25 protein-coding genes and 1 tRNA gene are annotated in these 25,088 nt (G+C 57.5%); 16 read left to right on the top strand and 10 right to left on the bottom strand.

The features are described 5' to 3' along the window. Window positions 1-454: 454 nt before the first annotated feature. Window positions 455-1,291, bottom strand: a complete 837-nt coding sequence (locus ACN0TS_RS14940) for an amidohydrolase family protein (RefSeq protein ID WP_417260168.1) — start codon at window positions 1,289-1,291, stop codon at window positions 455-457. 204 nt (window positions 1,292-1,495) lie between these two features. Here ACN0TS_RS14940 and ACN0TS_RS14935 point away from each other — a divergent pair, with 204 nt between their 5' ends. The 12 genes from ACN0TS_RS14935 to ACN0TS_RS14880 all read left to right on the top strand — a co-directional run bounded on the left by ACN0TS_RS14935 (window position 1,496) and on the right by ACN0TS_RS14880 (window position 11,824). Continuing rightward, entirely contained in the window at window positions 1,496-2,800 is a 1,305-nt protein-coding gene (locus ACN0TS_RS14935; RefSeq protein WP_417260167.1) for an ABC transporter substrate-binding protein, read from the top strand. Window positions 2,801-2,894: 94 nt separating this feature from the next. Next, window positions 2,895-3,791, top strand: coding sequence for a carbohydrate ABC transporter permease (locus tag ACN0TS_RS14930; protein WP_417260166.1), 897 nt, complete (start codon window positions 2,895-2,897; stop codon window positions 3,789-3,791). Window positions 3,792-3,794: 3 nt separating this feature from the next. Further along, on the top strand, window positions 3,795-4,661 hold the full coding sequence (locus ACN0TS_RS14925) for a carbohydrate ABC transporter permease (protein ID WP_417260165.1): 867 nt from the start codon (window positions 3,795-3,797) through the stop codon (window positions 4,659-4,661). 4 nt (window positions 4,662-4,665) lie between these two features. After that, entirely contained in the window at window positions 4,666-5,751 is a 1,086-nt protein-coding gene (locus tag ACN0TS_RS14920) for an ABC transporter ATP-binding protein (protein WP_417260164.1), read from the top strand. Window positions 5,752-5,754: 3 nt separating this feature from the next. Beyond that, window positions 5,755-6,867, top strand: coding sequence for a mandelate racemase/muconate lactonizing enzyme family protein (locus ACN0TS_RS14915; RefSeq protein ID WP_417260163.1), 1,113 nt, complete (start codon window positions 5,755-5,757; stop codon window positions 6,865-6,867). 1 nt (window position 6,868) lies between these two features. Further along, complete coding sequence (locus ACN0TS_RS14910; protein WP_417260162.1) at window positions 6,869-7,198, top strand: L-rhamnose mutarotase; 330 nt, start codon at window positions 6,869-6,871, stop codon at window positions 7,196-7,198. Beyond that, a complete protein-coding gene (locus tag ACN0TS_RS14905) occupies window positions 7,191-8,255 on the top strand; it encodes a Gfo/Idh/MocA family protein (protein WP_417260161.1) in 1,065 nt (354 codons plus the stop codon). The genes ACN0TS_RS14910 and ACN0TS_RS14905 overlap by 8 nt, the downstream gene beginning before the upstream one ends. Further along, window positions 8,248-8,694 carry a MaoC family dehydratase gene (locus tag ACN0TS_RS14900; RefSeq protein ID WP_417260160.1) on the top strand — a complete coding sequence of 149 codons (447 nt, stop codon included), beginning with the start codon at window positions 8,248-8,250 and terminating at the stop codon, window positions 8,692-8,694. Before ACN0TS_RS14905 ends, ACN0TS_RS14900 begins: the two co-directional genes overlap by 8 nt. Then, window positions 8,691-9,005: a UxaA family hydrolase gene (locus ACN0TS_RS14895; RefSeq protein ID WP_417260159.1), complete on the top strand. Its 315-nt coding sequence runs from the start codon at window positions 8,691-8,693 to the stop codon at window positions 9,003-9,005. The genes ACN0TS_RS14900 and ACN0TS_RS14895 overlap by 4 nt, the downstream gene beginning before the upstream one ends. Then, window positions 9,002-10,210, top strand: coding sequence for a UxaA family hydrolase (locus ACN0TS_RS14890; RefSeq protein ID WP_417260158.1), 1,209 nt, complete (start codon window positions 9,002-9,004; stop codon window positions 10,208-10,210). The genes ACN0TS_RS14895 and ACN0TS_RS14890 overlap by 4 nt, the downstream gene beginning before the upstream one ends. Window positions 10,211-10,220: 10 nt before the next feature. Further along, on the top strand, window positions 10,221-10,958 hold the full coding sequence (locus ACN0TS_RS14885; RefSeq protein ID WP_417260157.1) for an SDR family oxidoreductase: 738 nt from the start codon (window positions 10,221-10,223) through the stop codon (window positions 10,956-10,958). 26 nt (window positions 10,959-10,984) lie between these two features. Beyond that, window positions 10,985-11,824 (top strand): fumarylacetoacetate hydrolase family protein, encoded by an 840-nt coding sequence (locus tag ACN0TS_RS14880; protein WP_417260156.1) that lies wholly within the window; start codon window positions 10,985-10,987, stop codon window positions 11,822-11,824. Between the two features lie 86 nt (window positions 11,825-11,910). On the opposite strand, the gene ACN0TS_RS14875 is transcribed toward ACN0TS_RS14880, so the two are convergent. Both ACN0TS_RS14875 and ACN0TS_RS14870 read right to left on the bottom strand, forming a co-directional pair. Next, window positions 11,911-13,044 carry a CaiB/BaiF CoA transferase family protein gene (locus tag ACN0TS_RS14875; RefSeq protein ID WP_417260155.1) on the bottom strand — a complete coding sequence of 378 codons (1,134 nt, stop codon included), beginning with the start codon at window positions 13,042-13,044 and terminating at the stop codon, window positions 11,911-11,913. After that, window positions 13,041-14,180, bottom strand: a complete 1,140-nt coding sequence (locus tag ACN0TS_RS14870; protein ID WP_417260154.1) for a carbohydrate ABC transporter substrate-binding protein — start codon at window positions 14,178-14,180, stop codon at window positions 13,041-13,043. The genes ACN0TS_RS14875 and ACN0TS_RS14870 overlap by 4 nt, the downstream gene beginning before the upstream one ends. A 160-nt stretch (window positions 14,181-14,340) precedes the next feature. On the opposite strand from ACN0TS_RS14870, the gene ACN0TS_RS14865 reads away from it, so the two are divergent. Beyond that, the gene (locus tag ACN0TS_RS14865) at window positions 14,341-15,129 is read left to right on the top strand and encodes an IclR family transcriptional regulator (protein ID WP_417260153.1); all 789 of its coding nucleotides are present in this window, start codon (window positions 14,341-14,343) and stop codon (window positions 15,127-15,129) included. Between the two features lie 115 nt (window positions 15,130-15,244). Here ACN0TS_RS14865 and ACN0TS_RS14860 read toward each other — a convergent pair. Next, window positions 15,245-15,320, bottom strand: a tRNA-Ala gene (locus ACN0TS_RS14860). 115 nt (window positions 15,321-15,435) lie between these two features. Next, window positions 15,436-15,744 carry a TIGR02300 family protein gene (locus ACN0TS_RS14855; protein WP_417260152.1) on the bottom strand — a complete coding sequence of 103 codons (309 nt, stop codon included), beginning with the start codon at window positions 15,742-15,744 and terminating at the stop codon, window positions 15,436-15,438. A 170-nt stretch (window positions 15,745-15,914) separates the two neighbouring features. Here ACN0TS_RS14855 and ACN0TS_RS14850 point away from each other — a divergent pair, with 170 nt between their 5' ends. The 3 genes from ACN0TS_RS14850 to ACN0TS_RS14840 are packed head-to-tail and all read left to right on the top strand — an operon-like array spanning window position 15,915 to window position 17,782. Beyond that, a complete protein-coding gene (locus tag ACN0TS_RS14850; protein WP_417260151.1) occupies window positions 15,915-16,607 on the top strand; it encodes a M48 family metallopeptidase in 693 nt (230 codons plus the stop codon). A 31-nt stretch (window positions 16,608-16,638) separates the two neighbouring features. Next, window positions 16,639-17,292 carry a GntR family transcriptional regulator gene (locus ACN0TS_RS14845; protein WP_417260150.1) on the top strand — a complete coding sequence of 218 codons (654 nt, stop codon included), beginning with the start codon at window positions 16,639-16,641 and terminating at the stop codon, window positions 17,290-17,292. Window positions 17,293-17,302: 10 nt separating this feature from the next. Next, window positions 17,303-17,782 carry an acyl-CoA thioesterase gene (locus tag ACN0TS_RS14840; protein ID WP_417260149.1) on the top strand — a complete coding sequence of 160 codons (480 nt, stop codon included), beginning with the start codon at window positions 17,303-17,305 and terminating at the stop codon, window positions 17,780-17,782. 72 nt (window positions 17,783-17,854) lie between these two features. Here ACN0TS_RS14840 and lpdA read toward each other — a convergent pair whose 3' ends face one another. From lpdA to ACN0TS_RS14815, 5 genes are all read right to left on the bottom strand, one after another. Then, complete coding sequence (gene lpdA / locus ACN0TS_RS14835; RefSeq protein ID WP_417260148.1) at window positions 17,855-19,249, bottom strand: dihydrolipoyl dehydrogenase; 1,395 nt, start codon at window positions 19,247-19,249, stop codon at window positions 17,855-17,857. Window positions 19,250-19,367: 118 nt separating this feature from the next. Further along, on the bottom strand, window positions 19,368-19,763 hold the full coding sequence (locus tag ACN0TS_RS14830) for an MAPEG family protein (RefSeq protein ID WP_417260147.1): 396 nt from the start codon (window positions 19,761-19,763) through the stop codon (window positions 19,368-19,370). Then, a complete protein-coding gene (locus tag ACN0TS_RS14825) occupies window positions 19,760-20,482 on the bottom strand; it encodes a hypothetical protein (protein ID WP_417260146.1) in 723 nt (240 codons plus the stop codon). Before ACN0TS_RS14825 ends, ACN0TS_RS14830 begins: the two co-directional genes overlap by 4 nt. 6 nt (window positions 20,483-20,488) lie before the next feature. Continuing rightward, window positions 20,489-21,982 (bottom strand): 2-oxoglutarate dehydrogenase complex dihydrolipoyllysine-residue succinyltransferase, encoded by a 1,494-nt coding sequence (gene odhB / locus ACN0TS_RS14820; RefSeq protein ID WP_417260145.1) that lies wholly within the window; start codon window positions 21,980-21,982, stop codon window positions 20,489-20,491. A gap of 4 nt (window positions 21,983-21,986) precedes the next feature. Beyond that, window positions 21,987-24,947, bottom strand: coding sequence for a 2-oxoglutarate dehydrogenase E1 component (locus tag ACN0TS_RS14815; RefSeq protein WP_417260144.1), 2,961 nt, complete (start codon window positions 24,945-24,947; stop codon window positions 21,987-21,989). Window positions 24,948-25,088 lie beyond the last annotated feature (141 nt).

Here is a 25,088-nt window from a genome sequence, read left to right as displayed (position 1 = left end):
TCAGACACAGACCGCGCATACATCTCATCATAACCAGCGCGATCAATATGCGCATCGGCCGTAAACGCGGCGGTTGGCTTTGTTATGAGGGTCTCATCGGACATTGGAAGCTCCCTGAAAAATTCTCTGTATCAAGGCCCGTGGCTCACGGACCTCCTCCTAGGGGGGAGGTTTAACGGAGTTTTTGTCAAGAAGCGTGTAAGATATTGCTGACGCTACGTTTTTTTGTAAACAAATTCACCAATTTGGAAAATTTATTGTAAATATCCTTAGCGGGACTGAAAACTTTGCGTGTTTGCAAGCGGTTAGAGAGTGGCTGAATGCAGGGGGCTGGCCAAGACCGCATGAGAGGGTAAGAGGCCTTGGCTATATGTGGGCGCTAACATCGCTGGCGCAGGGATGGGGGGGTGTGTGAGGAGGTCGCCTGCGCGATCTCGACTCGCTTGTGAATGCGTCACAAGGCGATGTCCCAAATGCGGGCAGCATTGAACGCAAACAGTAAGGCGCGTTCGTCTTCTGAGGCGCCAGACGTCAGGGCGTGTGTTGCTTTCACCCATCGATCAAGCGAGGCATTCAAGGTGCAAACGGGGCTGTCCGATCCCCATACGACGCGATCCCATCCGAAGGATTCGATGACGTGTTCGACGTAGGGGCGCAGGGTGTCGAGCGTCCAGTCGGGGGTGGCGTAGGCGGTGATGCCTGAGATTTTGGCGTTTACATGGGGGCGTTTTGCGAGACGGCTAATTGCGTCCGCCCATTCTTTGTATGACCCGCCCGCGATGTCGGGGACGCCGCAATGGTCGAGTACGAACTCGGTCCCTTCGCAGGCGTCCACGAGTTCTGTCGCGATGTCGAGTTGGCGCGCGAGCATGCAGATATCAAAGGGGAGGCCGCGGTCTCCGAGTTTTCGGATATTGGCGCGAAAGGTTTCGGATCGGGATAGGTCGTCGGACACGACGTGGAGGACGCGCCGCACGCCTTTGACGATGGTGAGGTCGAGTGTGTCAAGAAACGCGTCAAATCCATCGTCTTCGGGGCGAGCAGAGGAGATGGCACCACGCAGGAGTGACCCGTCTTTGACCATCAAGTCGCCAATCCATGTGTTCTCGCGCGCAATATCGGTGGGGGCCACATCCACTTCCATATGTAATGCGCCCGTTATCCCGAGGCGTTTGGCCGCTTCGGCGTAAGTCTCATAAGGCCAATCGGCATTCAGGGCAGGTGCCTGTTCCAGCCACGGGTAGGATAGGCGGGTGCGATCTACGAGGTGGAGGTGGGTGTCGATAAGCATGGGGTGCTCCTTGTCCGAATGGCGTCTTTGCGGTGCAGGTTAACTGAATTCTTTTCCGAGATCACCTTGACACAATTTCAGAGTCAAGTTTAGATATGAAATAGGCTTCCGAATATAAAATTCACCAAATGGGAGGGTGAATGGATTTGGGAGATGAGAACGGGTCGTCAAAAAAGACGGCTCAGCATAACCGGGAGGACTAAAATGAAATCTTTTGTAGGTGGCGTATCGGCTGCTGCACTTATGCTCGGCGTCGCCGTTTCGGCGCAGGCGGGCGAATTTGACGGCGTCACGATTGAAGCCAAGCTGATCGGTGGTCAGCAATATGAAGCACTTTATGCGCGCATTCCCGAGTGGGAAGCGGCGACCGGTGCCACCGTAAAAATCATCTCGAAAAAGAATCACTTCGAGCTGGATAAGGAATTTAAATCCGACATCGCTGCGGGTACGACCAACTGGTGCGTTGGGTCCAACCACTCGTCCTTCGCTTCGCAATACCCCGTTCTTTATACGGATCTCACAGGGTTGATCCCTGCGGAGACTGTGGCTGAATTCGTTCAGGCCAATATTTCTGCGGCGACGCTAGACGGCAAGCTCGTCATGTTGCCACGTGCGCAATTCGACGTCTCTGCGCTCTATTACCAGAAAGATCTCTATGAGGATGCGGACAAAGCGGCCGCGTTTGAGGCGGAGTACGGTTATGCACTTGCTGTGCCGGAAACGTGGGAACAGTTGAAAGATCAGGCGATTTTCTTTGCTGATCCCCCCAATTTCTATGGCACGCAATATGCGGGTAAAGATGAGGCCATTGTGGGTCGCTATTATGAGATGATCGTTGCGGACGGCGGCAAGCTGTTCAACGATGACTTCTCTCCCGCGTTCAACTCGGACGCTGGCAAAGAGGCGCTCCAATGGTTCGTTGATCTGTACGAAGCGAGCGCTGTTCCTGCGGGCACCACGAACTACCTGTGGGACGATTTGGGTAACGGTTTTGCATCTGGCACCATCGCGCTCAACCTTGATTGGCCAGGCTGGGCGGGGTTCTTTAACGATCCTGAGGCGTCCAAAGTTGCAGGCAACGTCGGTGTTGCTCCAGCGCCCAAAGGCTCGGCTGGCGTGCGCACAGGGTGGTCTGGCTTCCACGGCTTCTCTGTCACTGAGGATTGCGCCCATAAAGAAGCGGCTGCATCGCTTGTCGACTTCCTGACCAACGAAGACAGTCAGAAGCTCGAAAGCGCCGCAGGCCCGCTGCCGTCACGCACAGCTGTTTGGGACTATATCTCTGAGCAGGCTGCTGATGATCCGTATCGTTCGGAAGTTCTTGCGGCATTCAAAGAGACCGCAGCAACAGCCTTTGCCGTGCCGCCAACCTCGCTGTGGATTGAAGCGACCAACCTCATCTATCCAGAGCTGCAAGCGGCTATTCTTGGCGACAAGACTGTGGACGAGGCTTTGGCTGATGCCGAAGAGGCCGTCGATGATCTGATGCGCGAAGAAGGTGTTTACTAAGCCTTTCGCACTTCTTGGTGGCGCGGCGGATCATCTCCGCGCCACCTCTTACTGACATGGCATGTCGCATCATGCCAATCCTCGGGATGTTCCAATGAAGCGTAAAAAACTACCCCCGTGGTTGGTCCTTTTGATGCCAGCCATCATCATTCTATCAGCCGTTGTCTTGATCCCTTTGGTGCTGTCGCTCTATTCGAGTTTCACGGCATATAAGTTGACGAGGCCCGAAACTCTCTATCGGTGGATCGGCACGTTTAACTACGAAAAGGCCATCGGAGACGCGAAGTTCTGGGCGGCATTCGGTCGTACTGTGTTGCTTTTGACTATCGCGCTGAACCTCGAAATGCTGTTGGGTCTCGGCCTTGCGCTTATGGTCTCAAAGGTCACGCGGGGACAGCGGATGCTGCGCACCGCCATGATGTTTCCGATGATGTTCTCCCCTATCCTTGTAGGGTTCCAATTCAAATTCATCTTCAACGATAACGTCGGTCTGGTGAACAATGCGCTGCAATCCCTAGGCTTGACCGAACGGGCTATTCCATGGCTTGTTGACGGAAAGTTGGCGATGTTCTCAATCATCTTTGCCGAGGTCTGGACCGCGACATCGGTCTTTGCGATCCTCATTCTCGCGGGGCTGTTTGCCATTCCACAAGACCCGCTTGAGGCTGCAAAGGTTGACGGGTGTACGCCGTTCCAAACTTTCAAATACGTCACTTTGCCGTTCTTGATGCCATTCATCTATATCGCAATGGCGATCCGGTCACTCGACGTGGCGCGCGCGTATGACATTGTGCAGATCATGACCAACGGCGGTCCTGCGCGACGTACAGAACTCATTTGGACCTTAATAGGGCGAACGGGATATGTGGACGCGAAAATGGGCTACGCCAATGCGATGGGTTATATCTCCATTTTCCTCGCGATTTTCTTCACCGTCTACTTTTTCAAGAAACTGACGTCGGCGCGAGCCGAACTTGGGATGGGGGTGTAAATCATGGCGAGCAACGTGACCCACCGTAATCGCAAGCGCATGCTCAAGGCGCTTCACTTCTTTGGACTGTTTATGGCGATGATGGTGCTGTGTGTGCCTGGCCTATGGATCGTGCTGAACTCGTTCCGCCCGACGGTCGAAATCATGGCTAAACCGCCGGTCTGGATTCCCAATGACCTCAACCTTGACCACTACCGTGCGATGTTCGGCGGTGCGGGTGAAGGTGGGGTGCCTGTGCTGACCTACTTCCGTAACTCGCTCATTATCTCCGTGACCTCGACGGTGATCGCGCTTCTTGTTGGGATGAGCGGTGGCTATGCCTTTGCGCGCTTCAAGTTCAAATTTAAAGGCGCCATTTTTGTCGGTCTGATGGTAACGCGTGCTGTTCCGGGTGTGGCCTTGTCGCTGCCGCTGTTTATCATTTTTGCCCGCGTTGGCATAATAGATACGCACTTTGGCATGATCCTTGCCTATGTCGCGATGAACGTACCGTTCACAATCTGGCTGATTGACGGCTTCTTTCGCCAGGTGCCGCCTGAATTGGCCGAAGCCGCCGAGATTGATGGTTGTACGCGGTGGCAGGCCTTCTGGCGCGTCGAGTTCCCCGTGGCCAAATCGGGCATCGCATCGGCGGGTATTTTTGCCTTTTTGACCTCATGGAACGAATACGCACTGGCCTCACAGCTCACGCGGTCCACGACGTCGAAAACCATGCCCGTCGGCCTTTTGGATTTCACATCCGAATTTACACTTAATTGGGGCGGCATGTGTGCGCTTGCGGTTTTGATGATCATTCCTGCGCTCATCCTCACGTTCCTCGTCCAAAAACACCTCATTGCCGGCCTCACTTTTGGCGGCGTGAAAGGATAAAACTATGGCTCAAGTTCATCTGCGTGATGTGGTCAAAAAATACGGCAATCTCGAAGTCGTCCATTCTATCAATCTCGACATTGAAGATAACGAATTCGTTGTTCTGGTCGGCCCGTCTGGTTGCGGGAAATCCACAACGCTGCGCATGATTGCAGGGTTGGAAGACATTTCGGGTGGGGAAATTCTGATCGGGGATCAGGTCGTCAATGATCTGCCGCCGCGCGACCGAAACATCTCGATGGTGTTCCAGAACTATGCGCTCTACCCGCATATGACGGTGCGCGAAAACCTTGGTTTCTCGCTCAAAATCGCCAAGCGACCTCAGGACGAAATTTCAGTGGCGGTCGATGAGGCCGCGGAAATTCTGTCGCTGACGCCCCTGTTGGATCGCAAGCCCGGTGCGCTGTCGGGTGGGCAACGCCAACGGGTCGCTATGGGGCGTGCAATTGTGCGCCATCCGGAGGTCTTTCTCTTTGATGAGCCGCTGTCGAATCTGGATGCCAAGCTGCGCACCCAGATGCGGGTGGAGATCAAAAAGCTGCACCACAAAGTATCTTCTACCATCGTTTATGTGACCCACGATCAGGTCGAGGCCATGACGCTTGCCGACCGTATTGTCATCATGCGCGATGGCTATATTGAACAAATCGGCACGCCTTTGGATGTTTTCGAAAATCCAAGAAACACCTTCGTGGCAACGTTCATTGGTTCGCCGCCTATGAACCTGCTCGACGGTGTAGTGAAGGGCGGGAATGTTGTCCTGACTGACGGCACCGAAGTTCCCGTTCCTCCTCTGTGTTCGGCATCCGAAGGGCAGGCCGTGCAATTTGGTGTGCGTGCAGACAACATTATGCCTGTTGGCCATTCCCTCCCTCCGACGGAGCACATGTGCGAGATCGAAATGACGGTGAACCTTACCGAGCCTCTTGGCACCGAGACCGTTTTGTTTGCAGAGATTGCAGGCAAAGAAGTGCAGGCCAAGATGCTGAACCCGCGTCCTGTCTCTCTTGGCGAACGGATGATGTTCCAGATCACCCTCGACAAATGCCACCTCTTTGACGCCGGAACAGGCGCTGCGCTGAAAGGCTAGACGATGGCGAAAATCACCCATGCGCGCGCCTTTATGGTGGACCTTAAGCCTAAGGTTCTGCGCACAGATGCAATTCAGTCGTTCAAATCCCAAGAGACGATTTTTGTCGAGCTTTGGGATCGTGATGGTGCACGAGGTATGGGATATTCCTATACCATCGGCGACGGCGGTCCGTCGGTTTTGGCGTTGCTAAAGCAAACGCTTCTGCCGCGATTGATGGGGCAGGAAGCTGCTTGCATCGAGGCGATCTGGCGCGACTTGTTGTTTTGTTCGCACGCCACCGCAGTGGGGCCGATCATGTCGCTGGCGCTGGCCGCGATTGACACAGCACTATGGGATATGCGCGGATTGAAATCAGGGTTGCCGTTGCACCAACTGGCGGGAGGGGCGAAGGCGTCGGTGCCCATGTATACGACCGAGGGCGGGTGGTTGCATATCTCGCCAGAGGCGCTTGTGGAGGACGCTCTTGCCGCTCGTGAGCAGGGTTTCAAAGGCTCGAAAGTCAAAATCGGCACTCCGACGGTAGCGGGAGATGAGGCGCGTCTAGGCGCAGTGCGTGACGCGCTTGGTCCCGATTATGAAATTATGACGGACGCCAATCAGTCGATGACGGCTGCGGAGGCTCTGCGCCGTGTGCCGATGATGGAAACACTGAATATCGCGTGGTTCGAAGAGCCTTTGCCCTCGGACGACATTGCGGGACATGCCCGATTGCAAGAGGGATCCCGGGTGCCTGTTGCTGTGGGTGAAAGCCTGTATTCCGCCGGCCAGTTTGCCGACTACATCGCGCAGGGGGCCTGCGGGATCGTTCAGGCTGATGTGGCGCGGGTGGGCGGCATCACACCGTGGCTCAAAATCGCGCATATGGCCGAAGCGCATAACATCGCGATCTGCCCGCATTTCTTGATGGAATTGCACGTCAGTCTGGTGTGCGCGGTTCCCAATGCGCCGTGGTTGGAATTTATCCCTCAGCTTGATGATGTGGCCGCTCCTATGGGGCGCGACGGCGGCATGGCGCTCGCCCCTACACGTGCGGGGATCGGCATTGATTGGGACCATGACAAGCTTACGGCGCTCACCAGTGCGGGCAGCGCATTCGAGATCAAGGAGAGCTGACATGCAACGCCACGGACAGGTGATTGGCATCGGCGCAGAGGCCGTCGCGGAATACAAAAAACTTCATGCGGAGGTCTGGCCTCAGGTGCTCGAGATGATCACCGCCTGCAACATCCGTAACTATTCGATCTTTTTGCGCGAGCCTGAAAACGTGATGTTCGCCTATTTCGAATATGTCGGGACAGACTTCGACGCGGATATGGCGAAAATGGCCGCTGATCCTGTGACGCAGAAATGGTGGGATGTCTGTATGCCGCTCCAACGTCCCTTGGAGACGCGCGCCGAGGGTGAATGGTGGGCCGAGATGGAAGAGGTCTTTCACCATGGCTGACCTCACCACTTTGCGTCAAACCGTCGACATGCCCGATACGCCGATCCCTGTGGTGATCTTCGGCGCGGGGTCGATTGTAACCGATGCACATCTGCCCGCGTATCGCGATCTCGGCGTGCCTATCGCGGGGATTTACGATCCTGATTTGGCAAAGGCCCGCGCAGTGGCCGAGGCGTGGGGCACAACAGCTTTTGCGACCCTTGAGGACGCGGTGGATGTGGGTGGTGTGGTCTATGACCTGGCCGTTCCACCTGCTGCGATTGCCACTCTGCTTGAGGCACTGCCCGATGGCGCGACTGCGATCATTCAAAAACCCCTTGGGTCGGATCTTGCGCAGGCCGATGCGATTATGCGGATCGTGAAGCGCAAAGGGCTACATGCGGCGGTGAATTTCCAATTGCGGTTCGCGCCTATGTCGCTCGCGCTCAAGGATGCGATTGACCAAGGGCTGCTTGGCGATGTGGTCGATTTCGATGCGTGGCTGGCCCTTGATACACCGTGGCACTTATGGGCGTTTCTTGCCGACCTGCCTAGGGTGGAAATCCTGCTGCACTCGATCCACTACCTCGATTTTGTGCGCGACATTCTGGGCAATCCTGTGGGCATTCATGCCAAGACGATGGGGCATCCGTCCTCAACCGTTTCAAATACCCGCACGTCGATGATGCTCGACTACGGTGATGCCGTGCGCTGTGTCTTGTCGATCAACCATAATCACGCGTTCGGGCGTAAATTCCAGGCCTGTGAATTCCGCATCTGCGGGACCAAGGGCGCGGCCTATATGAAGCTCGGCGTGAACCTCGATTACCCCAATGGTGAACCCGATGAGCTTTGGCTCAACACCGACGGAGAATGGCGGCAGGTGTCGCTCGTGGGGGACTGGTTTATCGCTGCTTTTCACGGGCGGTTTGCACAGGTGCAACGGTTCGCGGCGGGGCTTGATCCGCAACTGGAAGGTGCCGCGGATGATGCGTGGCATACGATGGCGCTCGTGGAGGCGGCCTATGAAAGCTCGGAACAACCAATGCACCCAATCAAGGAGGCGCCTGATGCTTGAGCAGGTCAAATACTATGAAGATTACGAGATCGGTGAGGCCCGCGACACAGTCGGGCGCACGATCACAGAGACCGATTTTGTGGTGCATGCGGGTCATTCGGGGGACTTCTTTCCACACCACCTTGATGCGGAGTTTTGCAAAACGCTGCCGTTCGGCCAACGCATTGCGCATGGCACAATGGTGTTCACTATTGGCGTCGGTTTGACCGCGACGATGATCAATCCTGTGGCCTTTTCTTATGGCTATGACCGTCTGCGATTTGTGAAGCCCGTGTTCATTGGTGACACGATCAAAAGCCGCGTTGAGATCACCGCCAAAGAGGTGATGGAAAAACGTCCCGGATATGGTCGCGTGATCGAGCGTTTGACGGTGACAAAGCAAACGGGTGAGACGGCTTTGGTTGCAGATCATATTTACATGGTGGAGATGAAATCGTGACGGGTCCGTTTCTTTTACTCCATGAGAGCGACAATGTTTTGGTGGCACGACAGGCCGCCCCTGAGGGGATGCGCGTGATGCTTGAGACTGCCGAGGTGCAGCTCGCGCGACCAATCCCGTTGGCGCATAAGATTGCACGTCACGAGATCTCGAAGGGGGCGAAAATCCTGAAATACGGTATGCCCATCGGCATCGCCACTCGCGACATCGCAGCGGGCGAGCATGTTCACATCCACAATATCCGTTCGGCCTATACACCGACCCATGCGCTTCAAGACGGCGATGGTCTTAGCGCGGGGGTATCGCAATGACCGCTCCACTCCTTCAAGGCTACCCACGCGCCGATGGGCGTAAAGGTATTCGCAACACGGTGCTTGTGGCCTATCTTGTGGAATGCGCACATTTTGTCGCCTCCAAAGTGGTCGCAGGCTTCCCCGATGATGATGTTCAACTGATCGGATTTCCGGGGTGTTATCCAAACGAATACGCCGCACAGATGATGGAGAAACTGTGCACTCACCCTAATGTCGGCGCAGTGTTGTTTGTGTCTTTGGGCTGTGAAAGTTTCGACAAGGTTCGCGCTTCTGATGCGGTTGCGGCCTCGGGACGGCCAGTCAAAACACTGGTGATCCAAAAGGCGGGCGGCACAGCGTCGACAGTTGCTGCGGCCCGCGACTGGGTGCGCGGTGCTTTGGACGAAGTCGGTCAGATCAAGCGTGTTCCGATGGGTGTCGACGAGTTGGTGATTGGCACAATTTGTGGCGGCTCTGATGGCACCTCTGGCATTTCTGGCAACCCTGCGGCGGGCAAGGCGTTTGACTTGCTTGTGGGTGAGGGCGCTGCCTGTATCTTCGAGGAAACGGGCGAGTTGATCGGCTGCGAGGAGATCATGGCCGAGCGGGCCGTGACGCCTGAATTGGGCCAACAGTTGCGCGAAAGCGTGCATAAGGCAGAGCGCTATTACGCCACGCTTGGCTACGGCTCATTTGCGGCAGGTAACGCAGCAGGCGGGTTGTCGACCATCGAGGAAAAATCACTTGGCGCCTATGTCAAATCAGGTGACAGCCCCATTGCGGGTCTGATCAAGCCGGGTGATGTGCCGCCCACGGGGGGGCTCTATCTGATGGATGTTGTGCCCGATGGTGAGGTGCGGTTCGGCTTTCCCAACATTTCCGACAATGCCGAAATTGTCGAGATGATCGCAAGCGGGGCGCATTTGAGCCTGTTCGTGACAGGGCGTGGCTCTGTTGTGGGCTCTGCCATCTCCCCCGTGATCAAGATTTGCGCCAATCCAGACACCTACCGCGCCCTTGCGGGGGATATGGATGTGAACGCAGGCGACATCATCGAAGGACGGCGCACAATTGAACAGGTGGGTCGCGAAATTCGTGATCTGGTCATTTCAATTTCAAATGGTATACCATCTGCGTCGGAGGCACTTGGACACCGTGAGTTCATTTTGACGTATAAGACTTTTGAGCCCATCGGTCCGGCATGTTTGCCGAGCCGAGTATGAGGAGAGAACAATGAAAAGACTGGCAAATAAGACCTGCGTCGTGACGGCAGCAGGACAAGGGATCGGGCGCGCCTCAGCGGAGCGCATGGCCTCTGAGGGTGCTCGGGTGATCGCGACCGATATAAATGAGGCCGCTTTGGCCGAATTGGCGCAGATCGACGGGATCGAGGCGCATCACCTCAACGTTCTGGATGGCGATGCAATTACCGCCTTTGCTGCAAAGGTTGGCACCGCCGATGTGTTGTTCAACTGTGCGGGCATCGTGCATGGGGGCACCATTTTGGAGGCCACCGAAGAGGAATGGGATCTGGCGTTCGATCTGAATGCCAAGGCACAGTTTCGCATGATCCGCGCCTTCTTGCCCGCGATGTTGGAACAGGGCAAAGGCTCTATCATCAATATGTCGTCTGTGGCGGGCCCCATCACCGGCCCCGTTAATCGCCTGATCTATTCGGCGTCCAAGGCGGCCGTGGCAGGTATGACGCTCGCCGTTGCCAATGACTATGTGACCAAGGGTGTACGCTGTAACGCCATTGCCCCCGGCACGGTTGACAGCCCGTCATTGCATCAGCGTTTGCGCGACACGGGCGACTATGAGGGCGCCATGGCGGCCTTCATTGCGCGTCAGCCTATGGGCCGTATTGGTCAACCCGACGAAATCGCGGCCCTCGTTGCTTATCTCGCTTCTGACGAGAGCAGCTTCACCACGGGACAAGTGCATGTTATCGACGGCGGGTGGACCGCTTAAGTCGTCAAGAAAAAGGAAATACAGATATGAAACTCGCACGTTACGGCGAACGCGGCGCAGAGAAGCCCGCTCTGGTCGATAATGATGGAAACCTGCGCGACCTGTCGGCACATGTAGCTGATATCGCGGGTGATGTTCTCGTTAACCTATCGGCACTCAAGGACATCGACCCTGAGTCTCTGCCTCTCGTTGAGGGCAATCCACGCTTGGGCGCTTGCGTTGGCGGCACTCGAAAATTCATTTGCATCGGCTTGAACTACGCCGATCACGCCGCTGAATCGGGTCTCGAAGTTCCGCCAGAACCCGTCATGTTCGCGAAATTCACGTCGGCGATCTGTGGTCCTAACGATCCGATCATTATCCCGCGCGGGTCCGAGAAAACCGACTGGGAAGTCGAGCTTGGCTTCGTCATCGGTAAAGCCGCGAAATACGTTTCCGAAGAGGATGCGATGGATCACGTTGCGGGCTTTTGCCTGATCAACGATGTGTCCGAGCGGGCGTTCCAGATCGAGCGCTCTGGCCAGTGGGTCAAGGGCAAGTCGTCGGACAACTTCGGCCCAACAGGTCCGTGGCTTGTGACGCCTGATGAGGTTGGCGATTTTAACAACTTGGGCATGTGGCTAGAGGTCAATGGCGAGCGCGTTCAGGATGGCTCGTCTGCCACGATGGTCTATCGCGTTCCGTTCCTCGTCTCCTACCTGTCGCAGTTCTTTACGCTTGAGCCAGGTGACATCATTTCCACCGGCACACCTCCCGGTGTGGGTCTTGGCTTCAACCCGCCACGCTATCTGAAAGTGGGCGATAAGGTTGAGCTTGGCATTGAGAAACTTGGTACGCAAAGCCAAGTCTGTGTCGCAGACGTCTAAGTCGCAAAGCTGACATTAGAATTGAAAAAGCCCGCAGGTGACTGCGGGCTTTTTGTTTGGGGTGGTGAGGCTCTGGGGGAGGACGCCTACCATCCCGTTTCGAGCAGGTCATTGGCATCACCTAGCTCGGGGGCCGCGCGCGCGGATGTGGGTCGCGTCCCGTCAATGCGCAGCGGCAGTTTAGTGGTTTTCATCGCCATATCGCCGCGCGAAATATCTTGGACCATATCGAGTGTGTCCAATACGCCGCTTTGCATCACGCCGTCCCAATCCATCACAGGAGCAGCCCAAATGTCGGCGTCGACAAATTTGGTCATCCACGTTTCGGTGGGCGCGGTTTTGAGGCGGGTGGCCAAACCTGCCTTGATCGCATCGCGCTCTGTAAAGGCGTCGAGATTGGCAGTGGCGGTGTCCAGTCCTGTGATTTGCGCCAGAAGGTCGAGCTTGCCCATTGCGATAGCCACATGCCCGTCAGAGGTGGCGTAGACCCCGTAGGGGGCCGCGAGATAGGCGTGAGCGGGGTTGTTGGCGGACCGCTTTGGCGTGCGGCCTCCGTCATTGAACCATGTGGTGAGTAGCTCGAATTGCAGGTCGGCCAGAGCTTCGATGAGGGAGGTTTCCACCTGTCCGCCGATCCCTTGCGTGGCGCGACGGTACAAGAGCGCGAGAATGCCGTGGGTGAGGGAAGCCCCCGCGAGAACGTCTGCGATAGGTAACCCCATTGCCACGGGACCGTCGTCGCAGCCGCCCGAAAGCCACATGACACCAGAGCGGGCCTGTGCGAGCAGGTCTTGCCCCGGCAGGTCGACCCACGGACCGTTTGAGCCGTAGCCTGTGACAGTGCCGTAAACCACGGTCGGGTTGAGGGCTTTTACCGCCTCGTAACCGAACCCCAATCGCTCCATCACGCCGGGGCGAAAATTTTGTAACACCACATCGGCGTCCTTGATGAGAGCCCGCAATGCCTCCTTGTCGGCTTCGGATTTTAGGTTGACCGCAACCGAGCGTTTGTTGCGATTGATCGCGTGAAAAATGGTGCTTTCGCCCGCGATTTTTGTGTCGGTCAAATAGAGGTAGCGTGACAGATCGCCCGTCCCCGACCGTTCCACTTTGACCACCTCCGCGCCTAGGTCCGCGAGTTTGAGGGCGCAATACGGCCCTGCGAGGAATTGCGAAAAGTCGAGGACTTTGAGGCCTTTGAGAGGGAGGGTGTCGGTCATGTCGCGAAGCTTTCATCAAAGCGGGTTTGGAGGGCGTCGAGGGCGGAGATGTGAGATGTTTTGCCTGAAAGCGCATCTAGCAGGATGTGAGATCCTTCCTCTTGAAATCCCATGTATCCCGCGTGGCGCGGCCGCAGCCATGCGGCCTCATGGGTCATGCGGGTGTTGGCATAGGCGTTTCCGACAGCGGCGTTTGTTTTCGGGTCTCCCCACGCTGCCGCATTCCCCGGCTGGCCGTTGTTTTGCGCATAAAGCCCGCTCTGAACCGTGTCCGAGGCGACCCAGAGGGCAAACTCGGTACACAGGTCGGGATGGGCTGTTCGGGCCGAAATGGCGATGCCCGTGCCGCCTAATGCCGAGCCAAGAGGCCCAGAGGTGCCGAGGCTTGGCATGTCGTGGAACGCGACGGTGTGGGCGCGGTATCCTTCGGCTGAGTAGGGGGCATAGAGATAGGTGAGCGGGCAAAGAGCAAAGCGGTCGCCATCGGCCAAGGCGTCCAATGCGGCGATAGGGTCCATATTGCGGCACGCTGGATCAACAGCCTCGTAGAGCGCGTGCATTGTGACCAAGGCGGTAAGTCCCGCCGAGCGATCGATTGGCGTGCCACGTGTCACGGGAAAGGCTGCGCCAAGATTGGCGACGAGTGTGAAGAATGACATGAGGACATGGGGTGGGCGCAGGGGCCAGACAACACCCCCCGCTTGCGCCATTTCGATGACCTGCGCATAGGTTGTCAGCGGGCGCGGAATGAGGTCTCTGCGAATGGCCTGCACCTGACAGGCGGCATCAACGGGCAGTGCCCATTGGTGTCCTGAATAAAAATAGCTGTGAAAACTCTTTCCGACGGTTTGTGCTTCCAAGCGTTTCAAAGCGTCTTGGTTGCCGTGCAGGTCGATCGGCAACAGGCACCCTTCGTCGACGATCGCACCAACATGTGGGTGGTCGATAATCATGAGGTCGTAGTCGCGTGCAAGGCTGTCGACGGGTGTGCTTTCAAAGCCTTGGAGTGACCGCTTGTCCCATGTGATGTTCACGTCAGGGTGGCTTTGCGCGAAGGCCGCACTGGCCGCTACGAGCGGATCATATCCGCGCGGATCAGACCATGTCATGCCTCGAAGTGTCCGTTTCTCGCCCACGTTTTCCTCCTGTTTAAAGGTAAACTAGCGCAAGATATTTATAAGTAAAAGAGTGTTTTATATTTAAATAAGCGGGGCTACAATGTGCCGTGTTGCCACTGTTTTGCGGGTGGGGCATATATTCTATAGATGAAACGGCCAGAATGGCGCGTGAGGGTACATGGACAAGAAACTGGAAGAGCAGATCGACGCCGAAAAGTATCGCGCTCCAGCGCTGTCCAAAGGGTTGGACATTCTGGAGTTGTTGGCCTCTGATGCCGAGGGGTTGTCACAGGTCGAGATTGCCAAGCAACTCGGACGGACCACGTCAGAAATTTTTCGGATGCTGATGGTCCTGGTGCAGCGTGGATATGTCGAACAGCGTGCTGAAGATGAGCGTTATGCTCTCACCACGAAGATGTTTGAAGTGGCCCACCGTCATCCGCCGATTAAGCGTCTCACGTCTATTGCGGGCGAGGCGATGCAACGGCTTGCTGATCACGTGAATCAGTCGATGCACTTGAGCATCATTCATTCGGGGCGTGTTTTGGTGATTGCGCAGGTGGATTGTCCCGACAACAATGTCACCTCAGTGCGTTTGGGGGCGCATATCCCGCTCTATGACACGGCGTCAGGTCGGGTGCTGGCGGCGTGGATGGAGCCTGCTGCACAGGAGCGATTGCTTGCGGAGGCGGGGCAAGAGCCGAAAGATAAATACGAGGCCTTTGTTACGGATTTGGAAAATGTGCGGGAGGTGGGATACTGTGAAAGCCCGTCTTTGACCATTGCGGGCGTTCAGAATATTTCGGCGCCAGTGTTTGATTTTTCTGGTCAGGTTGTCGCCGCTGTTACCATCCCATTTATTAAACGAATCTCCGGCACTTCGATATTCTCGGCTCGGGAGTGTCGCGCGGCCTTGGTCGCGATGGCCAAAGACATTTCGCGGCAACTGGGCGCAGGGGCGCGCTAGGGGCGGTCTGCGCTTGTGGGAAATCCAACAAACGTGAGGTGAAGCCTGCGGCTCGGACGCGCGCAAAGATGTGGCGCGGTGCGGCTATACTCTAAATATCGGGATTGGGCGGTTTTGGTGGAGCCTAGCGGGATCGAACCGCTGACCTCCTGCATGCCATGCAGGCGCTCTCCCAGCTGAGCTAAGGCCCCAAAAACCAAATGGGTAACAACCTTTTGGGCTGTTGTGCGGGGGGCGTTGTCCGCCCGCCCGCGCTATCTATTTTGACTCGCAAATGAGTGCAAGTACAAAAATCACATGGACGGCCTATTCGTCGTCGTCCGCGGCCACGTCGGCGATTTCGTCGAGCGACACGCTGTCGTCATCGTCGTCATCCAACAAATCGTCATCGATATCGATGTCGTCACCGTCGTCAACCAACAGATCATCTTCGTCGTTTTCGACGTCGTCCGGCTCGGGTTTCGCTTTTTCAACGGCAACATGTGTTTTGTTGTTGGCGTCAAAAGTCACGGTTTCGCCGGTGTAGGGCGACACGATCGGGTCTTTGTTCAGGTCGTAAAACCGTTTACCCGTGGTCGGGCAGACGCGCTTTACACCCCATTCCTCTTTGGGCATTGCAATCCCTTTCGTAAATTCATGTCCATTATTGGAGATTTCACGGGCCATGCCATATCGCGGGCAGGGTGTCAAAGGCTTTTGGATTGATATTGCGTGAACGTGGTAGCTCTTAGGCATCACACAGGCTATTCCTGCGGGCCAATGGGGCGTTATTGCGGACCGATCTTATGGCTGATTTCATTTTGGAAGGTGACACTCCTGTGCGGGTTGCGCTGCGCCGTTCGGCCCAAGCGCGGCGGCTGTCCTTGCGTGTCTCGCGTCTGGACGGGCGAGTGACGTTGACCATGCCGCGCCATGTTCCTGAACGCGAGGCGGTGGCTTTCGTGCGCGAGAAAGAGGTTTGGCTGCGGCGACAATTGGATCGCCAAGTCGAAGTGCGTCGCCCCGCATTTGGTGCGGCGATTCCCGTTTTGGGTGTCCCATTAGAAATCACCCAAGGCACAGGGCGTGCCGCACGTGTGGAGGGGGACTATCTCGTGGTGCCTGGCGGAGAGAATATGCTGATGGCGCGGGTGATTGCCTTTCTCAAGCTACAGGCCCGTACCCGTCTTAGGGAGGCGTCGGATCGTTATGCGCAGGCGCTTGGCGTGTCGTTTGGCAAGATATCCATCCGCGATACACGGTCGCGGTGGGGATCGTGTACCTCGGACGGCAATCTGATGTACTCGTGGCGGCTTGTGATGGCCCCTGAGGCGGTGTTGGACTATGTGGCGGCCCATGAGGTGGCGCACCTGTTGGAAATGAACCACAGCCCCGCATATTGGGCCAACGTGGCGCGTGTGTGCCCCGACTACCGCCGTCACCGCGATTGGTTGCGTGTTCATGGCCAAGAATTGCACGCATGGGATTTCTCGCGTTGACCCTCTCGCTGTTTGTGATCACAGTGCGCCTATGATTACGCCCATCCCACGTCCCTCGGATACAAGCAGCGCCGCGCATGATCGCGTCTATCGCGCATTGCGCACTAAAATCATGCATGGCGAGTTTAAACCCGGTGCGTCGCTGACCCTGCGCGGGATCGGGAAGATGTACGACGTGTCGATGACCCCCGCGCGGGAGGCCGTGCGTCGCTTGGTGGCGGATGGCGGGTTGCAATTGTCGGCATCGGGCCGTGTAACGACCCCTGCACTAACCAATGAGCGGATCGAAGAACTTGCGGCGATTCGCGCCCTGATCGAACCCGAATTGGCGTCGCGAGCGCTGCCCCGCGCCCATATGGCGCTGATTGAGCGGTTGCAAAGCGCCAATGCCGTGATTGCCGAAGCGGTGGCCAAGCACGATGATGTTGGCTACCTGCGTGCCAATCTCGATTTTCACCGAACGTTGTATTTGCGTGCTCAGGCCCCTGCGATGCTTGCCTTGACCGAGACGGTTTGGCTGCAACTCGGGCCCACCATGCGAGCGCTTTATGCGCGGCTGAACCGCACGGAAGTCCCGCATAATCACCGTTTGATCGTCGCGGCGCTCAAGGCGGGAGATGAGCCGGGATTGCGTTTGGCCGTGCGTTCGGACGTCACGCAAGGCTTGCGGATGCTGACTGTTTAGGGAGAGGCTTATGCCCCAACACCGTTTTCTGGAAATGACCGAATTGATGACGCCTGATATGGCGAATTTTTCGGGTAAGGTGCATGGCGGCGCGTTGCTCAAGCTGCTTGATCTCGTCGCCTTTTCCTGCGCCTCACGCTATTCGGGCGAATATGCCGTGACGCTCTCGGTCGATCAGGTGGTGTTCAAAGAGCCCATTCACGTGGGCGAGTTGGTGCATTTTCGCGCGTCGGTAAACTTTGTCGGGCGCACGTCGATGGAGATCGGAATACGCGTCGAGGCGGAGAACATCCGCACCCAAACCGTGCGCCATACCAACTCGTGTTACTTCACGATGGTGGCGGTTGATGATGACGGTAAATCCGTTCAGGCACCACAATTCCAACCGGAAACCACACTCGACCGAAAGCGGTGGCGGGCTGCGGATATGCGCCGCACATTGCGCCGCGAACACGCCGAACGGATGGCTGAAATTTCTCAGGCCGAGTAAACCTGTCCGCGACGCGCACGACAAAAAGGGCAGCCCGAAGGCCGCCCTTTGATCTTGATATGCTTTTGAAACTTAAGCGTGAATCGCGCCGTCGCCGCAGGCAAGGGCGGCTTCGCGCACGGCCTCGGAGAAAGTCGGGTGGGCGTGGCAGGTGAGCGCGATGTCCTGCGCCGAGCCGCCGTATTCCATCGTCACACAGACCTCGTGGATCAAATCGCCCGCGCCCGGTCCGATGATGTGACAGCCCAGAACGCGGTCTGTTTCCTTGTCCACGATCATCTTCACAAAGCCGTCGCCCTGTTGCACCGCTTTGGCACGGGCGTTGGCCATGAAGGAGAATTTGCCGACCTTGTAGGCGCGGCCTTCTTCTTTGAGCTGCTGCTCGGTTTTACCGACCGAGGCGACTTCGGGTGTGGTGTAGATCACGCCGGGGATCACGTCGTAATTCACGTGGCCATGTTTGCCCGCGAGCACCTCTGCGACGGCCATGCCCTCGTCCTCGGCCTTGTGGGCCAACATGGGGCCAACGATGGCGTCACCGATGGCGTAGATGCCTTTGACGGAGGTGGCCCATTGGGCGTCGGTCTTGATCTGGCCGCGTTCGGTCATCTCGACGCCAAGCGCCTCAAGACCCAGTCCGTCAGTGTAGGGTTTGCGGCCTGTGGCGACGAGAACGACGTCCGCATCAATGGTGTGTTCACTGTCGTCCTTGCGCAGTTTGTAGGTCACTTTGGCCTTGGTTTTGGATGCGTCAACGGATTGGACAGCGGCGCCGAGGGTGAATTTAAGGCCTTGTTTAGTAAGGATTTTTTGCAGGTTGCGCTGCACTTCTGCGTCCATGCCGGGGGTGATGGCGTCCAAGAATTCCACCACGGTCACATCTGCCCCCAGACGGGCGTAGACGGAGCCAAGCTCCAGACCGATGACGCCCGCGCCGATGACGACCATTTTCTTGGGTACTTTCGGCAGGTCGAGCGCGCCTGTGCTGTCCACGACGATGCCCTTGTCATTGTCGACCTCAACGCCGGGAAGGGAGGTCGGAACGGAGCCGGATGCGACGACGATATTCTTGGCCTCATGGACCTCATCGCCCACTTGGACTTTGCCCACAGCGGGGATAGTGGCCCAGCCTTTGATCCAGTCGATCTTGTTCTTTTTAAAGAGAAATTCGATGCCGCCCGTGTTCTGGCCGACGGTCTCTTCCTTATAGGCTTTCATCTGCGGCCAGTCGACGGAGGGGCTTTTGCCCTTCAGGCCCATCTTGGTGAAATTATGCTCGGCTTCATGCAGCATATGCGAGGCGTGAAGCAGGGCTTTGGAGGGGATGCAGCCCACGTTGAGGCAGGTGCCGCCAAGGGTTTCGCGGCCCTCGACAACGGCGGTTTTGAGACCGAGTTGGGCGCAGCGGATGGCGGAGACGTAGCCGCCCGGACCCGCTCCGATAAAGATTACGTCGTAGGAAGCCATGTGCTGTTCTCCTTGGTCAATTTTCGCTGTCTGATAGCTGTCTGCTATGTGTCGGCTATCTGTATGTCATCTATTTTAGTCAGGTTTATCGCAAACCCGAGGTTGAAGGCGGGGCCGCTTAGAACAAAGCGGCGAGAAAGAGCGCGGCGACGGAGGCCATTGCAACGATCCAAACATAGGAGCGCCACGGTTTCCACCCAAGAGCATAGGCGGGAATATAAATCAGGCGGGCGGCGAGATAGACCCATGAGGCGGCAAGCGTCAGGCTGCTGTTCTGTCCCGTCACATGGAGCGCGAGCAGGGCGGCGGCGAAGAAGGGGAACATCTGCACGTGGTTGTCATAGGCCCGCAGCATCCGCGCCGTCACGGTCCGCATTTCGCGGCTCGGCGCGCGGTCGCGGGGGGAGGTGGTGTAGCCCGTGCCCACGTCCTTGTTCGCCATGACAGAGGCCACCGCAAACTGCGCGATGTGCATGAGGCCTACGAGGGCGAGGGGGATGAGGTCGGGGGTCATGTTTCAGTGGTCCCGAAAGACTCTGGGGAAGGTAACTGTTTCTTGTTTGGAGCAGGAAGCTCAGGGATGGCTGGCTCTGAAGGTGCAGATAGAAGTTTGTTTTTCTCGTCTTCGGCTTGCTGTTGCAGCCCAATAATTTGGTGAATTGTTGTCAAAGCTTCGGGTGCGTCCGCTAGAAATGAAGTTGCGGCGGCAACACCGATCGCGATAGCGCCAAGAATTGAGGTTGTTTTCTTGTAATCTAGGCTTCCAGACTCAATTTCACGAAGAAACGATTCAAGCAAACCAAACAGAACCGTTTTCTTGTCATTGTCCAAGTCAGATTCATCGACAATTCTGCGGAGATTATCGCACTCTTCCTTTAGTCGCTCCACGACGGGCATGGAGAGAGGTAGTCTAGTCTCGCGGGAGCTGTCTTTGGGTTTCTCAAAAAGGATTTTTGAAGCTGCTGCGGCGACCTCGGCACGGAAAAAATCAAAATCATTTTCTAGATCCGCGCGGGATATGTCTGGCAGCATCCCATTTACTGTGTCAGGCGCTGTAGCTCTAACGATTGAGTAGTATTCTTGTTTCAAACTTGGTGGACAACTTTGGTTTTGCTCCACTGCGAAGTCCATTTCGCTATCCAAGCGCTTTTCCAACAGGTCGCGTAATTGCAGCCACCGAGCAACGGGCTCAATGGGGAGATCGTCAAAATCGGTGACTGCTAAAAGTGGCATCGTATCTTACAAATCCATCAGCAAACGACGGGGATCTTCGAGCGCTTCTTTGACGCGCACGAGGAAGGTTACGGCGCCTTTGCCGTCGACGATGCGGTGATCGTAGGAGAGGGCGAGATACATCATCGGACGGATCACAACCTGACCGTTGATCGCCATCGGGCGGTCCTGGATTTTGTGCATACCGAGGATGCCCGACTGTGGCGGGTTGAGGATGGGCGAGGACATCAGCGAGCCGTAGACACCACCGTTGGAGATGGTGAAGGTGCCGCCCTGCATTTCCGCCATCGACAATTTGCCTTCGCGGGCGCGTGCGCCTTTCTCGGCAATTGCTTTCTCGATGTCTGCGAATGACATGGCGTCGGCGTTGCGGATCACGGGAACGACGAGGCCCTGTGGCGTGCCCGCAGCGATGCCCATGTGGACGAAGTTTTTGTAGACCACATCGGTGCCGTCAATCTCGGCGTTTACTTCGGGCACTTCGTTGAGTGCGTGGACGCAGGCCTTGGTGAAGAAGGACATAAAGCCGAGCTTCACGCCGTGTTTCTTCAGGAACAGCTCTTTGTATTCGTTGCGCAGGGCCATCACCTCGGTCATGTCCACCTCGTTGTAGGTGGTGAGCATGGCGGCGGTGTTCTGGCTCTCTTTGAGGCGGCGCGCGATGGTCTGGCGCAGCTTCGTCATTTTCACGCGTTCTTCGCGGGCGGCATCGTCAGGGGCGCTTGGGGCGCGTGGTGCTGCTGCGGGGGCAGGGGCTGCGGCGGCGGGCGTGTTGATCGCTTTCATCACGTCCTCTTTCATGATGCGGCCATCTTTGCCAGTCGCGGTCACAGAGGCGGCGTCGATGCCTTTTTCCGCCATCAGTTTGTTGGCAGACGGCGCGTTTTCGACGTCTTTGGCACCTGTCGCGGCGGGCGCGGCTGCGGCGGGTGCGGGGGCTGCTGCGGCGGCCCCTGCGCCTGAGGAGATCACGGCGAGTTTGGCGGAGGCGTCAACGGTCGCGCCCTCGGCGGCCACGATCTCGGACAACACGCCTGCGGCGGGGGATGGCACTTCGACGGAGACTTTGTCGGTCTCAAGCTCGCAGAGCATTTCGTCTTGGGCCACGGTGTCGCCAACGGCTTTGAACCATGTGGAGACGGTGGCCTCGGTCACGGATTCGCCAAGGGTTGGCACCATCACGTCGACGGCGCTTGCGGCACTGTCGGCGGCAGCGGGGGCTGCTGCTGCGGGTTTGGCGGCGGGGGCAGGGGCTGCGCCTTCGCCCTCAGACAGGGTGGCGAGCAGGGCGTCAACGCCGACAGTTTCGCCCTCGGCGGCGACGATCTCGCCCAAGGTGCCCGCCGCGGGGGAGGGCACTTCGACAGTGACTTTGTCGGTTTCAAGCTCACAGAGCATTTCGTCGACGGCGACGGTATCGCCAGGCTTTTTGTACCATGTGGCAACGGTGGCCTCGGTGACGCTTTCGCCAAGGGTCGGGACGCGGACTTCTACGGACATTGGATTACCCTTCGATGTTGAGCGCGTCGTTCACGAGCGCTGCTTGTTGTGCTTTGTGCTGAGACGCAAGACCCGTTGCGGGTGATGCGGAGGCGTTGCGGCCCGCGTAAACGGGACGGGTGTGTTTGGCTTTGATGCGGGTGAGAACCCATTCGAGGTTTGGCTCGACAAAGGTCCAGCCCCCTTGGTTCTTTGGTTCCTCTTGGCACCAGACGATTTCGGCCTTTTTGAAGCGTTCGAGTTCCTTGACCATGGAGAGGGCAGGGAAGGGGTAGAACTGTTCAAGGCGCAGAATGTAGGTGTCGTCCTTACCCGCGGCGTCGCGGGCCTCAAGCAGGTCATAGTAGACTTTGCCTGAACAGATCACGACGCGTTTGATGTCCTTGTCGGCCTTGAGGGTGATGTCGGATTTCCCTGTTTTATCTTTGGGGTCCGCATCATCCCACAGCACGCGGTGGAAGGACGAGCCTGTGGTGAAATCAGCCGCCACGGAGGTTGCGAGTTTGTGGCGCAGCAGAGACTTCGGTGTCATCAGCACCAAAGGCTTGCGGTAGGAGCGGTGCAACTGGCGACGCAGGATGTGGAAGTAGTTCGCAGGCGTCGTGCAGTTGGCGACGATCCAGTTGTCCTGACCACACATCTGCAAGAAGCGCTCAAGGCGGGCGGAGGAGTGTTCCGGTCCTTGGCCCTCGTAGCCGTGCGGCAAAAGCATCACCAGACCGGACATGCGCAGCCATTTGCTTTCGCCCGAGGAGATGAACTGGTCGAACATGATCTGCGCGCCGTTGGCGAAGTCACCGAACTGGGCTTCCCACAGGGTCAGCGCGTTGGGTTCGGCCAGAGAGTAGCCGTATTCAAAGCCCAGAACCGCATACTCGGAGAGCATGGAGTCGATGACCTCGTAGTTGGCTTGTCCCTCGCGGATCGAGTTGAGCGGGTAGTAGCGATCCTCGGTGCCTTGGTCGATGAGACCCGAATGGCGCTGCGAGAAGGTGCCGCGCGTGGAGTCCTGACCTGCAAGGCGGACGGGGTAGCCTTCGGTGAGCAGGGAGCCAAAGGCAATCGCCTCGCCAGTCGCCCAATCAAAGCCCTTGCCCGTCTCGAACATCTTGGCCTTGGCCTCGAGTTGACGGGCCACGGTTTTGTGGATGTTGAAGTTCTCGGGGTAGGTGGTCAGACCACGGCCCACTTCGGCCATTGTCTCCTCGGAGATGGCGGTTTCGCCGCGCTGATACTCTTTGCCTTCGGCGTTGAGGTGTTTCCACCGCCCGTCGAGCCAGTCGGCCTTGTTCGGTTTGTAATCCTTGCCTGCCTCGAACTCTTCGTTGAGGTGTGCCTGGAACGCCGCTTTCATATCCTCGATCTCGCCCTCGGGGATGAGGCCGTCTTTGACGAGGCGTTCGGTGTAGAGTTGCAGCGTGGTCTTGTGCCGCTTGATGTTGGTATACATCTGCGGGTTGGTGAACATCGGCTCGTCGCCTTCGTTGTGACCGAAGCGGCGGTAGCAGAAGATGTCGATGACCACGTCTTTGTGGAACTTCTGGCGGAACTCGGTGGCCACTTTCGCGGCGTGAACCACGGCCTCCGGATCGTCGCCGTTGACGTGGAAGATCGGGGCTTCCACCACAAGGGCGTTATCCGTGGGATAGGGCGAGGAACGCGAGAAGTGCGGCGCGGTGGTGAAGCCGATCTGGTTGTTCACCACGATATGGATCGTACCACCCGTGCGGTGTCCACGCAGACCTGACAGACCGAAGCATTCGGCCACAACACCTTGGCCCGCAAAGGCCGCATCCCCGTGCAGAAGGATCGGAATGACGGAAGTGCGTTCAGGGTCGTTGTTCTGGTCGGTCTTGGCGCGACATTTGCCAAGCACAACGGGGTTCACCGCCTCAAGGTGCGAGGGGTTCGCGGTCAGCGACAGGTGGACCTTGTTGCCGTCAAACTCACGGTCGGAGGAGGCGCCGAGGTGATATTTCACGTCGCCCGATCCATCGACATCCTCGGGTTTGAACGAGCCGCCTTGGAATTCGTTAAAAATCGCGCGGTAGGGTTTGCTCATCACGTTGGCGAGAACCGACAGGCGACCACGGTGGGGCATCCCGATCACGATCTCTTTCGCGCCGAGGTTGCCGCCGCGTTTGATGATCTGTTCCATCGCGGGGATGAGGCTTTCGCCGCCATCGAGGCCGAAACGTTTCGTGCCCATGTATTTGACGTGCAGGAACTTCTCGAAGCCCTCTGCCTCGACCAGTTTGTTCAAAATGGCGCGGCGGCCATTCTTGGTGAACTGGATTTCCTTGCCGAAGCCTTCGATCCGTTCTTTGAGCCAGCCCGCCTGTTCGGGATCGGAGATGTGCATGTATTGCAGCGCGAATGTGCCGCAATAGGTGCGTTTCACGATCTCCAGAATCTGACGCATGGAGGCGGTTTGCAGGCCCAGCACCTGATCGAGGAAGATCGGGCGATCCATGTCGGCTTCGGTGAAGCCGTAGGATTTGGGGTCGAGTTCGGGGTGCGGGGTGCTGTCGCGCATACCGAGCGGGTCAAGGTCGGCAACGAGGTGGCCGCGGATGCGGTAGGCGCGGATGAGCATCAAGGCGCGCACGGAATCGAGAACGGCGCGTTTCACGGCGTCATCGGAGACTTCGATCTTTTTCTCGGCGGCTTTGTCCTTGATCTTCTTCTCGACCACGGCGGGTTCGGCCCATTGGCCGTCGAGCGCGGCGGTCAGATCGTCGTTGGGGACAGGGGGCCAATCGGCGCGGGCCCAAGAGGGGCCTGCTGCCTCGGCCTGAACGTCGGTCGCGGCATCTCCGAGCGCGTCGAAGAACTCCACCCAAGAGGCGTCCACCGAGGCGGGATCTTGGGTGTATTGCGCGTAAACCTGTTCGAGGTATTCCGCGTTATGGCCCTGCATGAAGGAGGATGCGTGGAAAGTATCGTTCGGGCTTTGGTCGTTCATCGGTGTGACCTTTCTGGGGCGCTGTTGCGCGGGGTTGTTCGGTGCAGTTTCGGCGCGCATCGCCTTATGTACGGAAACCTGCGCCCCGTTTTGTCGGGGCACAGGCTATTGATGAGGGGCAACGTGCGGCCCCGTAGCAGC

Origin of the sequence: Celeribacter sp. (assembly GCF_048266405.1) — a bacterium.
Lineage (GTDB): Bacteria > Pseudomonadota > Alphaproteobacteria > Rhodobacterales > Rhodobacteraceae > Celeribacter.
Note: the sequence above shows the minus strand (reverse complement) of the source record. Positions and strands in the feature narration are given on the sequence as shown.

Coding starts and splice junctions, on each gene's coding strand:
- ACN0TS_RS14940 (WP_417260168.1), bottom strand. CDS start 1,291: ATGCTTATCGACACCCACCTCCACCTCGTAGATCGCACCCGCCTATCC.
- ACN0TS_RS14935 (WP_417260167.1), top strand. CDS start 1,496: ATGAAATCTTTTGTAGGTGGCGTATCGGCTGCTGCACTTATGCTCGGC.
- ACN0TS_RS14930 (WP_417260166.1), top strand. CDS start 2,895: ATGAAGCGTAAAAAACTACCCCCGTGGTTGGTCCTTTTGATGCCAGCC.
- ACN0TS_RS14925 (WP_417260165.1), top strand. CDS start 3,795: ATGGCGAGCAACGTGACCCACCGTAATCGCAAGCGCATGCTCAAGGCG.
- ACN0TS_RS14920 (WP_417260164.1), top strand. CDS start 4,666: ATGGCTCAAGTTCATCTGCGTGATGTGGTCAAAAAATACGGCAATCTC.
- ACN0TS_RS14915 (WP_417260163.1), top strand. CDS start 5,755: ATGGCGAAAATCACCCATGCGCGCGCCTTTATGGTGGACCTTAAGCCT.
- ACN0TS_RS14910 (WP_417260162.1), top strand. CDS start 6,869: ATGCAACGCCACGGACAGGTGATTGGCATCGGCGCAGAGGCCGTCGCG.
- ACN0TS_RS14905 (WP_417260161.1), top strand. CDS start 7,191: ATGGCTGACCTCACCACTTTGCGTCAAACCGTCGACATGCCCGATACG.
- ACN0TS_RS14900 (WP_417260160.1), top strand. CDS start 8,248: ATGCTTGAGCAGGTCAAATACTATGAAGATTACGAGATCGGTGAGGCC.
- ACN0TS_RS14890 (WP_417260158.1), top strand. CDS start 9,002: ATGACCGCTCCACTCCTTCAAGGCTACCCACGCGCCGATGGGCGTAAA.
- ACN0TS_RS14885 (WP_417260157.1), top strand. CDS start 10,221: ATGAAAAGACTGGCAAATAAGACCTGCGTCGTGACGGCAGCAGGACAA.
- ACN0TS_RS14880 (WP_417260156.1), top strand. CDS start 10,985: ATGAAACTCGCACGTTACGGCGAACGCGGCGCAGAGAAGCCCGCTCTG.
- ACN0TS_RS14875 (WP_417260155.1), bottom strand. CDS start 13,044: ATGACCGACACCCTCCCTCTCAAAGGCCTCAAAGTCCTCGACTTTTCG.
- ACN0TS_RS14865 (WP_417260153.1), top strand. CDS start 14,341: ATGGACAAGAAACTGGAAGAGCAGATCGACGCCGAAAAGTATCGCGCT.
- ACN0TS_RS14855 (WP_417260152.1), bottom strand. CDS start 15,744: ATGCCCAAAGAGGAATGGGGTGTAAAGCGCGTCTGCCCGACCACGGGT.
- ACN0TS_RS14850 (WP_417260151.1), top strand. CDS start 15,915: ATGGCTGATTTCATTTTGGAAGGTGACACTCCTGTGCGGGTTGCGCTG.
- ACN0TS_RS14845 (WP_417260150.1), top strand. CDS start 16,639: ATGATTACGCCCATCCCACGTCCCTCGGATACAAGCAGCGCCGCGCAT.
- ACN0TS_RS14840 (WP_417260149.1), top strand. CDS start 17,303: ATGCCCCAACACCGTTTTCTGGAAATGACCGAATTGATGACGCCTGAT.
- lpdA (WP_417260148.1), bottom strand. CDS start 19,249: ATGGCTTCCTACGACGTAATCTTTATCGGAGCGGGTCCGGGCGGCTAC.
- ACN0TS_RS14830 (WP_417260147.1), bottom strand. CDS start 19,763: ATGACCCCCGACCTCATCCCCCTCGCCCTCGTAGGCCTCATGCACATC.
- ACN0TS_RS14825 (WP_417260146.1), bottom strand. CDS start 20,482: ATGCCACTTTTAGCAGTCACCGATTTTGACGATCTCCCCATTGAGCCC.
- odhB (WP_417260145.1), bottom strand. CDS start 21,982: ATGTCCGTAGAAGTCCGCGTCCCGACCCTTGGCGAAAGCGTCACCGAG.
- ACN0TS_RS14815 (WP_417260144.1), bottom strand. CDS start 24,947: ATGAACGACCAAAGCCCGAACGATACTTTCCACGCATCCTCCTTCATG.